The organism is Sphaerisporangium sp. NPDC049002 (assembly GCF_040649355.1).
Taxonomy (GTDB): Bacteria; Actinomycetota; Actinomycetes; order Streptosporangiales; family Streptosporangiaceae; genus Sphaerisporangium.
Genome location: NZ_JBEZFH010000063.1, coordinates 24073 through 34363, shown reverse-complemented (window position 1 = coordinate 34363; position 10291 = coordinate 24073). Strand labels below are relative to the sequence as shown.

Annotated in this window: 10 protein-coding genes; 7 read left to right on the top strand and 3 right to left on the bottom strand. The window is 70.1% G+C overall.

What is annotated here, in order from left to right; translation table 11 throughout:
* Positions 1-502, bottom strand: a 502-nt coding sequence (locus AB0B89_RS15510; RefSeq protein ID WP_358552708.1) for a pyridoxal-phosphate dependent enzyme, incomplete at its 3' end; no start/stop codon positions are given.
* Between the two features lie 536 nt (positions 503-1038).
* Between AB0B89_RS15510 and AB0B89_RS15505 the strand changes: the two genes are divergently transcribed.
* Together AB0B89_RS15505 and AB0B89_RS15500 are read left to right on the top strand one after the other, a co-directional pair.
* Entirely contained in the window at positions 1039-1509 is a 471-nt protein-coding gene (locus AB0B89_RS15505) for a hypothetical protein (RefSeq protein ID WP_358552706.1), read from the top strand.
* 11 nt (positions 1510-1520) lie between these two features.
* Positions 1521-3062 (top strand): multicopper oxidase family protein, encoded by a 1542-nt coding sequence (locus AB0B89_RS15500; RefSeq protein WP_358552704.1) that lies wholly within the window; start codon positions 1521-1523, stop codon positions 3060-3062.
* 81 nt (positions 3063-3143) lie between these two features.
* On the opposite strand, the gene AB0B89_RS15495 is transcribed toward AB0B89_RS15500, so the two are convergent.
* Positions 3144-4370: a family 16 glycosylhydrolase gene (locus tag AB0B89_RS15495; RefSeq protein WP_358552702.1), complete on the bottom strand. Its 1227-nt coding sequence runs from the start codon at positions 4368-4370 to the stop codon at positions 3144-3146.
* A 304-nt stretch (positions 4371-4674) separates the two neighbouring features.
* Positions 4675-5481 carry an AraC family transcriptional regulator gene (locus AB0B89_RS15490; protein WP_358552700.1) on the bottom strand — a complete coding sequence of 269 codons (807 nt, stop codon included), beginning with the start codon at positions 5479-5481 and terminating at the stop codon, positions 4675-4677.
* Between the two features lie 130 nt (positions 5482-5611).
* Between AB0B89_RS15490 and AB0B89_RS15485 the strand changes: the two genes are divergently transcribed.
* From AB0B89_RS15485 to AB0B89_RS15465, 5 genes are read left to right on the top strand one after another with little or no spacing between them, the layout of a single operon-like run.
* Positions 5612-6643, top strand: coding sequence for an ABC transporter substrate-binding protein (locus AB0B89_RS15485; protein ID WP_358552698.1), 1032 nt, complete (start codon positions 5612-5614; stop codon positions 6641-6643).
* A gap of 2 nt (positions 6644-6645) precedes the next feature.
* On the top strand, positions 6646-7455 hold the full coding sequence (locus AB0B89_RS15480) for a siderophore-interacting protein (protein WP_358552696.1): 810 nt from the start codon (positions 6646-6648) through the stop codon (positions 7453-7455).
* Positions 7445-8434 (top strand): iron chelate uptake ABC transporter family permease subunit, encoded by a 990-nt coding sequence (locus AB0B89_RS15475; protein ID WP_358552694.1) that lies wholly within the window; start codon positions 7445-7447, stop codon positions 8432-8434. The genes AB0B89_RS15480 and AB0B89_RS15475 overlap by 11 nt, the downstream gene beginning before the upstream one ends.
* Complete coding sequence (locus tag AB0B89_RS15470; protein ID WP_358552692.1) at positions 8431-9471, top strand: iron chelate uptake ABC transporter family permease subunit; 1041 nt, start codon at positions 8431-8433, stop codon at positions 9469-9471. Before AB0B89_RS15475 ends, AB0B89_RS15470 begins: the two co-directional genes overlap by 4 nt.
* Positions 9456-10232 carry an ABC transporter ATP-binding protein gene (locus AB0B89_RS15465; RefSeq protein WP_358552690.1) on the top strand — a complete coding sequence of 259 codons (777 nt, stop codon included), beginning with the start codon at positions 9456-9458 and terminating at the stop codon, positions 10230-10232. Before AB0B89_RS15470 ends, AB0B89_RS15465 begins: the two co-directional genes overlap by 16 nt.
* Positions 10233-10291: the final 59 nt, after the last annotated feature.

Genomic DNA, 10291 nt, shown 5'->3' with positions numbered 1-10291 from the left:
ACAGCCACTCCAGCTTCGCCTCGCGGCGCCTGCCGGCCGGCCATCGCTCGAAGAGCGCCTCACAAGGGCGAGTCGCCGCGTCACGGTGCAGAACCTCCGCCCGATCGACGCATCCCTGGAACCCGAGGACGTGGTCGGTGAACTCCACCTGGGCGCCCAGCATGCGCAGGGTCAGCAGGCGTTCCCGCGACGCGTTGTCCGGCATGACCACGATGCACGGGTAACCCCGGCTGACCGCCAGCGCGGCCAGGGCGATGCCGGTGTTGCCCGAGGTCGACTCGATGACGGTCGCGCCGGGTGTCAGCGCGCCGGACGCCTCGGCCTCCTCGATCATGCGCAGGGCCACCCGGTCCTTGATGCTCGACAGCGGGTTCGCCGACTCCAGCTTGGCGAGCAGGGTGGTGGCCGAAGGCAGGCCGTCAAGGGCGAGGCGGAGCAAGGGGGTGTTGCCTATGAGATCGTCAATCTTGGTCGCGACGTCGCTGCCGATCAGGGGTAGCATCCAGACTCCTCTGTGCGGGGGCCGTCTTCCCGATGCCGTAGGGACCGCGGGGAGCCGGTCTTCTGGTTGTGACTGGTTCGAGGGCGCTCAGGCGGTGCGGCGCGGCCCGGCGCGGCTCGGTTCGGCGGGGCCGAAGACCAGGTCCGGCGCCTGACCGCGTTCGAGCCGCGGATCACGGGTGCTCTACCGGTGGGCGAGGTCGCACAACGGTATTTCGCCCGTACCGCCGGCACATCCTCTGGCGTGCTCTCTTTGCCCGCCCGAATCGTTCATGCGGCGGCCGAAAGCGATGCGTGGGTGGCGATGCCACCCCGCCGCGCCGGCCGATGCCCGGGTGACAATGCGGGCGCGGCGCGGCCAGGCGTCACCGCGGGCAGCGCCTTCCCATTCGCCGACAAGTCTTTCCCAAGCCGGATTTCCTACCTTCACCTGTGCAAAGTAATCAGCGTGCGGAGACGGACGCTGCCCGACGCACGAGGAGATCGCATGCCCCGTAACGCAAGAGGGCTCCTCAGTTCCCGGATGGGGAGAACTTCATGAAACCGGTTTACAAGGTCCTGGCCTACCTCGTCGCGGTCGAGGTCGCCGTGCAGGCGATGGCGGTGGTCTTCGCCGACGCCGGACTGAAAAAGTGGGTCGAGCAGGGCGGCGTGCTCGACAAAGCGGTCATCGAGAGCGACGCCTCGGCGTTCCCTGAGATCGTCGGCTTTGTGATCCATGGCATCAACGGGACGATGGTCATCCCGTTGATCGCGGTGCTCCTTCTGATCTCCTCGTTCTTCACGAAGGTCCCGGGAGCGGTGAAGGCGGCCGGCCTGGTACTCCTGCTCGTCGTGGTCCAGGTCTCCCTGGGCGTCGTCGCCCACGACATCCCCGCCCTGGGCGCCCTGCACGGCCTCAACGCGCTGCTGCTGTTCGGCGCGGCCGTCTACGCCGCGAGCCGCGGCCGCGGTACGGGTGTGAGCGCGCGGGTCCGGCCGGAATCGCGTATCGGGACCGTCGGCTGACGGCACGCCGTATGAAGGGGACTCGCCGAGACGGCGGACGCATACGCCTCGCCGTCGCGGGCGTCGCGACCATCGCCATACTCGGTCCGCTGACGTGGCTCTGGCAGGGCAGTCTGATGCCGGAGGCGTACTCCGTGATGGACATGGGGTACGAGGATTACGGGGGCGGCCGCCCGGCCCACGCGGCCGGTTCGGGGGGCGGATCTTCGGGACATGGAGCTCACTCGGGGGCGAGCTCGCCGGGGCACGCCGCGTCAGGGCGCGGCGTCGCCTCCTTCACCGCCGATCCGGCCCGCAAGGCGGACGTCGCGGTCACCCTGATCGCACGCAGGCAGCGGTTCAAGCTGCCCACGGGCCGCTTCGTCGATGGGTACACGCTGAACGGCACGTCGCCCGGCCCGGTCATCCGCGCGACCGTCGGACAGTTGGTGCAGGTCAGGCTGGTCAACGAGTCGGTTCCTGACGGCATGACGCTGCACTGGCACGGCGTCGACGTGCCCAACGCCGTGGACGGGGTCGCCGGCGTGACCCAGGACGCGGTCGGCGTGGGCCAGTCGTTCACCTACCGCTTCGTCGCCGACCAGGCGGGCACGTTCTGGTACCACTCCCACCAGGTGTCCCACGAGCAGGTTCGCCGGGGTCTGCTCGGCGCTCTGGTGGTGGCCCCGGCACCGCGGCCGCCCGCCGGCACCGTCGACGTGGTGGCGCTGCTGCACCTGTACGACGGGGCCCGCACCGTCAACGGGCGGGAGGGCGACGATCGTGCCGAGGCGCGCCCCGGTGATCGGGTACGTGTACGGGTGATCAACACCGAGAACGGCCAGACGCCGGTGTGGGTCGGCGGTGCGCCGTTCCGGCTTGTCGCCCTTGACGGGACCGACCTGAACGGGCCCGCTCCCGTACGCGACACCGCCGTGCTCGTGACCGCGGGAGGCCGTGCCGACATCGAGGTGACCATGCCCGAGGACGGCTCACCGGTGCGGGTCCACATCGGTGGCCCGACCGGCGTCGTGCTCGGTTCGCGATCGTACGACGCGCCAGCCGTCCCCCGGCCCGCGACGACGCTGAACATGCTCTCCTATGGCGCACCGGCGCCGATCGGGCTCGACCCGGACAGACCGGATCGGCGGTTCGTGTACGAGATAGGGCGCCGTCCCGGCTTCCTCGACGGGCGTCCCGGGATCTGGTGGACCATCAACGGCCATATGTTCCCGGACGTGCCGATGTTCGTCGTCGCCGAGGGTGACGTGGTGCGCATGCGCATCTCCAACCACAGCGGCGAGACGCACCCCATGCACCTGCACGGCCACCACGCCGTGGTGCTGAGCCGCGACGGTGTGGCCGCGACGGGAAGCCCGTGGTGGGTGGACTCGCTGGAGGTCGGCAACGGCGAGTCGTACGACATCGCCTTCGTCGCCGACAACCCCGGCATCTGGATGGACCACTGTCACAACCTGCCGCACGCGACCGAAGGGCTCGTCGCCCATCTGATGTACGAGGGAGTCACCACGTCGTTCACCGTGGGCGGGCCGGCGGGCAACGAGCCGGAGTGAGTCCCGATCTGTGCGTCTTGACCGCCGATGCCGCGAAAGGCCGGCAGCACGGGCTGCCGGCCTTTCGCGTCGGTCGAGGGGTCAGGCGCGGGTCCACTTCTGGTTGGACGCGCCGCCGCAGTCCCACAGTTGGAGGAGCGCGCCGTTCGCGGTGTTGCGATCGACGATGTCGACGCAGCGGTTGGCGGTCGTGTTCACCAGGTCGCCGGCCGCGGTGAGCGTGAAGCGCTGGGCGCCGGTGCCGTTGCACGTGTAGAGCTGGATCGGCGTGCCGTTGGCGGTGCCGGCCGCCGCGGCGTCCATGCACTTGCCCATCGCGCGGATGGTGCCGTCAGTGTTGATCGACCACTGCTGGGCGGCGGTGCCGTTGCAGTCGTACATCTGCAGGCGGGCGGCGTCGGCGGGGTTGGCGGAGGGGATGTCGATGCAGCGACCGTTCAGGTTGGACTTCAGCGCGTTGCCGGTCCCGGGCCCGTCGTTGGTCCACGCCGAGACGCGGACGTAGTCGACCAGCATCGTCTGCGGGAACGAGGTGCTGGCGTCCGGGTTGCCCGGCCAGTATCCGCCGACGGCCACGTTGAGGATCATGAAGAACGGGTGGTCGAAGACCCACTGGTTGCCGCGGATGTTGGCCGGCGTGACGCGGAAGTACTCCGAGCCGTCCAGGTACCAGATGATGAGGTTGGGAGACCAGTCGACCCGGTAGCTGTGGAAGCCGTCGCCGAGCGGCGCGCCGATCGTGCGGTTGCCGCCGACGCCGCTGCCGCCGGAGTAGCCGGGGCCGTGCACGGTGCCGTAGACGGTGTTCGGCGTGTTGCCGACGTTCTCCATGATGTCGATCTCGCCGGTGGCCGGCCAGTTGTTGCCGCCGAGCATCCAGAACGCCGGCCAGATGCCCTGACCCTTGGGAATCTTGATGCTGGCCTCGAAGCGGCCGTACGCCTGGCTGAACTTGTCCGCGGTCAGGATGCGGCCGGAGGTGTACTGGCAGGTGCCGTAGTGGCACTGCAGGTTGGACGGGTTCTCCTTGCGGGCGGTGATGGCGAGGTGGCCCTGCCCGTCCTGGTACACGTTGCGGGTCGAGTTGGTGTAGTACTGCAACTCGTTGTTGCCCCAGCCGCTGCCACCTGTGTCGAACTTCCACTTTGAACCGTCGATGGACGTCCCTGCGGCGCCGTTGAACTCGTCGGACCAGGTGACGGGGCCGATGGCGGCTTCGGCCCGGTCATTGCTCGTGACGGAGACCAGGCCACTGGTCAGGGTGACGACCACGGCCGCGGCCATGAGGAGGAGCCGGGGTTTGCGCATGGAGACCTCCGGTCTGTGGTCCTTGCCGGGAACGGGCTTCCGGCCCACGCCGGCACGGCGTGCGGGGGGCCGCACGCCGACGTGTCCCGTCCTGCCCGGAAGTACCTTCACGGCTTAAATTAAGAGGATGTAACACCGGCGTCACCTCCGTTGTCAATAGGAAGGTTTCCTTAATGTTTCTGGGTGTCGCCGCCTTGGATCAGGCCCGCCGTCGATGTGGCGACCCCGCGTGCCTGCCGGACGCCTCCGGCCGGGGGCGACGGGTCGAGCGGCTTGTCAGAGGTCGGGCACCGCGTCATGGCCGTCAGGCGGAGCCAGGCCGGCGAAGCGCGTAGCGGCCGGGGGTGCAGCCGTACTGTCTGGTGAAGGCGGCGATGAAGGCGGACGGTGTGGCGTAGCCGACTCGCCGGGCGACCTCGGCCACCGGGCAGGTCTCCAGCAGGGCCCGTGCCGCGCGCAGCCGCAACCCGGTACGCCACTCCGAATACGACATGCCGAATTCGCGGTCGAAGTCGCGTTGCAGGGTCTTGATGCTGATGTGCAGGCGTTCGGCCCATTCGTCCAGGCGGAGCGGGTCGCCGGGATCGTGTGACAGCGCACGGGCGACCTGCATCGCGAAACCGGTTCCGTTGGCGTGGCGGCCCGCGGACTCGCCGGTGGCCGCGCCGAGCCCGGCCATGATGCGGCGGCGGGCGGCGAGCGCCTCGTCCTCGTCCTGATCGTGGCGGGCGATCTCCAAGACGAGCCGCGCGGCCTCCTCGTCGATGAAGACAGCCCCGGCCCGGAGCCCGGTGAGCGCGGACGGCACCTCGCGCAGACAGATCCGGTACACCGTCTGCCGGTCAGCGGCGTACACCTCGTGGCTCACCGCGCGGTGCGCCCAGAAAGCCTCGCGCGAGCCGATGAACCGGGCGTCGGCGCCGTGCCTGGTGGAGAGCAGGCCGTCGGGGGACCAGTAGAGCTGGTGCAGGAAGTCCTCCCGGCTCTGCCCGAATTCGAGCACCGCCGCCGAGCGGTACTTGAGCACCAGGATGCCGTCGGGCCTGCCGAGGCCGTAGCCGTACTCCTCGCACGACACCGGATCCGTCCTGGAAGGGTGCGAAAGCGTCACAGAGTGACCTCCTATCGCTATCGAGTGGCCTCTGCGCGACACCAGAGCCATGTTTGGCAAGGCTAACCTAACTAGACGCTGCCGTACTCGGCAGCCCTTTTGTCTTGATTTATTGCGAAGGATCACGTTCATGTCTTCTCGACGGCCCTGGCGCCTGGCCGGTGCGCTGGTTCTCTCGTTCGGCCTGGTGGCCTGTGGTTCCACAGGTCCGACAGGTTCGACAGCTTCCACCGGGTCTGCCGCGTCCGGTGGAACGGAGGCCGGCGCGGCGGGGACCCGGGTGTTCACCGCCGACAACGGCGACGTCACGATCCCGGCATTTCCCAAGAGGGTCGTCGCCACCGGGTACGCGGTACCGGTGCTGATCGAGACGGGCGCAGCCCTGGCCGGTGTCTCCAGCTGGCAGCGCGGTCTGCCGCTGATGACCGCGGAGCAGCGCGCCACGTACGACAACCTGCCCAAGATCGCGGGAGAGACGGCGGCCGAGACCAACTACGAGGCCATCGCCGCCGCCAAGCCGGACCTGATCGTCATCGGCGTGCCGAAGCCGGTGCTCGCCGAGATCAACCTGGACCGGCTGAAGTCCATCGCCCCCGTCGTGGCGATCGGCCCGACCACCCCGTCAGGCTGGCGCGAGCAGTCCCGGCGGCAGGCCGACGCCGCGGGCCGCCTCGACCGCTTCGACGCCGCCAAGTCCGCGTACGAGAAGAAGGCTGCGGAGCTCGCGGACAAGTACAGGTCCGCTCTGAACGGCCTGAGATTCGGCCACGTCGGCGCCTACGGTGAGGTCGCCAAGGGGACGTTCCACCGCGAGTTCGCCGGTTCGTGGGGGACCAACATCGCCCAGGACATCGGCGTGACCTACTACGGCGAGGTCAAGAAGAAGGGCGGGGGCGCGCTCGACGTCACCGAGTACCCCTCGATCGAGAAACTTCCGGAAAGCCTCGGCGAGGCCGACGCCATCTCGTACACGGTGGACCCCGACGGCTCGGTGAGCGAGGCGGTGCAGTACGTGCTGGACTCCAAGCTGTGGAAGAACCTGCCCGCGGTCAAGGCAGGCAACGTCTTCCCGCTGCGATACACGGAGGCGGCGACGTACGGCTCGGCGCTCACGACCCTGGACGCGATCGACCGGGCGCTCGCGCCGCTGCGGGACCGATGAGCATGGACCGGCGGAACCCACGGCAGCGCGTCGCCCGCCATCACGGCACGGGCAGCGGCATCGCTCGCATCGGCTACCCGATCGGGATCCGCGCCGTCTCGGTCCTCGCACGGCAGTACGTGACCCCGCGGATGCTGCGGCTCACCCTCGGGGGCCCGGAACTGGAGGGGTTCCACACCTACCAGGCCGACGACCACATCAAGATCGTACTTCCCGACCCGGACGGCACCCGTCGCGTCCCGGTCGCCAACGAGGAACTGACGCTGGACTGGCCCAGGCCGCTGCCCACGACACGGAAGTACACCGTACGGCGGTTCGACGCCGACGCCGGCGAGCTCGACCTGGACTTCGTCCTGCACGCCGGAGGCGTCGCCTCGACCTGGGCCACGACCGCCGCGGTGGGCGACCAGGTCGCCATCGCCGGTCCCCCCGGGGCCAAGGCGTTCCCGCACAACTACCGGCACTACGTGTTCGCGGCCGACTCCACCAGCCTCCCGGCGGTGGCACGCTGGCTGGCGGAGTCTCCGGCCGAGGTGTCCGCCCAGGTCGTGATCGAGACAGATGACGAGGCCGAGCAGGCCTACCCCCTCGCGCGGCGCGACGGGGTGGAGGTGACCCGGCTGGTCCGCGAAGGCACGCACTCCCGGCTCGCCGCCACGGTACGGACGCTGCCCCTGCCCGAAGCGCGGACCTTCCTGTTCGCCGCCGGTGAGAAGGATGCCGTCAAACCACTGCGCGAGTGGAGTGACGGACGGCTCGACTCGCTGATCACCGGCTACTGGAAGCGCGGAGTTGCCGGGCTTGAGGAGTGACCTGCCGAAGAAGACCGCCTACCTGGTTCTGTGCGTCCTGCTGCTGCTGGTCGCCGCGTGCGCCAGCGTGAGCGTCGGGGCGCGCACCATCGCGCCGGTGGAGATCTGGCGTGCCCTCGCCGGCCACGCCGGCACCGACGATCAGCTGATCATCTGGGATGTCCGTGTCCCGCGTACCGTCCTCGGCATCTGTGTCGGCGCGGCGCTCGGCGCGTCCGGCACGCTGATCCAGACGCTGACCCGCAACCCGCTGGCCGAACCCGGCGTCCTCGGGGTGACCGCCGGCGCGGCCTTCGCCATCACCATGGCCGGAGCACTGCGCCTCGCGGAGACGCAGGCCGCTCAACTGCTGTTCGCGGCCGCCGGAGCGGTGCTCGCGGCCCTGCTGGTGTACACGGTCGGCCGGACCTCCCCGCTGCGGCTGGTCCTCGCCGGGGTCGCGCTCTCGTCGGTGCTGGCGGGCGTCTCGCTCGGCATGCGGCTGATGCTTCCCGACGTCTTCGACCGGTTTCGGTTCTGGTCGGCCGGGGCGCTCGCCGGTCACGAGCGGATGCCCCTGACCGCCCCGCTGCTGCTGATCATCATCGCGCTCGCCGGCGCCATGGCGGTGACCCGGCCGCTGAACGCCCTGGTCCTCGGCGAGCAGATCGCCCAGGTGCTCGGCGGCCGGGTGGCACGGACCAGAGCGGCCGTACTGGTGCTGGTCACCGTACTCGCCGGGGTCGCCACCGCGGTCGCAGGACCGATCGCCTTCGTGGGGCTCATCGTGCCGCACCTGGCCCGCCGACCGGCCGCCGGGTCGATTCCGTGGCTGATGGTGTACACGATCCTGCTCGGCCCGATCCTGCTGCTCGCCTCCGACGTCGCGGCGCGCGTGCTGCTGCCGACCGGTGAGGTTCCTGTGGCGGTCGTCACCGCGTTCCTCGGCGGCCCGGTCCTGATCTGGGCGGTACGGCGTTACGGGGCGGTGACCCTGTGACCACTCTGGTGCTGCGCGCCGGACGATTCTCGGCGAGGATCGAGCGGCGTATCGTCACGGTGTCGCTGACCCTGATCGCCGTCGCGCTACCGCTCGCGCTGGTAGGCCTGTGCCACGGGGGCACCTGGACCTCTCCGCAGGACGTGCTGGCCGCGCTCGCCGGTCACGGCGACTCGGCGTTGGTGGTGCGGGAGTGGCGCGCGCCGAGGGTCGCCTCCGCGCTGGTCTTCGGCGCCGCGCTCGGCCTGGCCGGGGCGGTCTTCCAGAACCTCACCCGTAACCCGCTCGGCAGCCCGGACGTCATCGGCCTCGACGCGGGCGCGTACACCGGCGTGCTGGTCGCGATCACCGTGGTCGGTGGCACGGCGGTGCAGCTCACGCTCGGCTCGGTACTCGGCGGGCTGCTCGCCGCGGCCGTCGTCTACTTCCTGTCGCTCGACTCCGGGCTCAGCGGCCTGCGGCTGGTCGTCATCGGGATCGCGGTGAATGCCATCTTGACCGCGGTCAACTCGTGGATCGTGCTGAGGGCCGAGATGGACGTGGCGATCACGGCGACCGGATGGAGCGCGGGATCGCTGAACGGCGTCGAATGGGTCCAGGTGCGCCCGGCGTTCCTCATCATCGGCGTGCTCGCGCTGCTGCTGGCCACGCTGTCGTACGCGATGCGGCAGGCGGTGCTCGACGACGAACTCGCGGTCACCTCCGGCGTCGACCTGAACCGGCTGCGGGTGCTGCTCGTGCTGGCCGGCGTCGGCTGTACCGCCACGGTGACGGCGGTCGCGGGGCCGATCGTGTTCATCGCGCTCGCCGCGCCGCAGATCGGCGGCAGGCTGGCCGGTACGGCCGGCCTGGCCGGCGTGCCGCTGCTGCCCGCGGCCCTGACCGGCGCGGTGCTTCTGCTGGCCGCCGACCTCATCGCGCAACTGCTGCTCGCCCCTGTCGCGTTGCCGGTCGGCGTCGTGACGACCGCGATCGGCGGTTCCTATCTCATCTGGCTGCTCTTCAGGGAAATGAGGCGACCGTGGCAGCGCGGCTGACCGCCAGGGACATCACCCTCGCCTACGGTGACCGGGTGGTGGCGACGCGGGTGAACCTCGACATCCCGGACGGCGCGTTCACCGCCGTCGTCGGCGCCAACGGGTGCGGCAAGTCGACGCTCCTGCGCGCGTTCGTCCGGCTGCTCAAGCCCACGGCCGGGATGGTGAGCTTCGACGGCCGCGACGTGGCCGGCTACCGGCCGAAGGCGATCGCCCGGGAGGTCGCCTTCCTGCCTCAGGGACTCGTCCCCCCGGAGAACGTCATGGTGAAGCGGCTGGTCGCCCGTGGCCGTTACCCGCACCAGTCGTTGCTGGCCACCTGGTCGCCGGAGGACGAACGCGCCGTGGCCACCGCCATGGCGGCGGCCGGAGTCGCCGACCTCTCCGAGCGGCCTGTCGCCGAACTGTCCGGCGGCCAAAGGCAACGAGTGTGGATCGCGATGGTGCTGGCCCAGGAGACGCCGTACCTGCTGCTCGACGAGCCCACCACCTTTCTCGACATCACGCACCAGTACCAACTGCTCAATCTGCTCGCGAGACTGCGGGACGAGGGACGCACGGTGATCGCGGTCCTGCACGACATCAACCAGGCGTGCCGGTACGCGGACCATCTGGTGGCGATGAAGGACGGCGGAGTGGCCGCGGAGGGCGCGCCCGCCGACATCGTGGACGCGACGCTCGTGCGGGAGGTCTTCGACCTGCCGAGCATCGTCGTCCCCGACCCGGTGACCGGCACCCCCATGGTGGTGCCGACACCATGACCCATGGAGTTCGCCGATCCGGTCACCGGCCACCTCCGTCCCTCGCCGACGTGGACCCG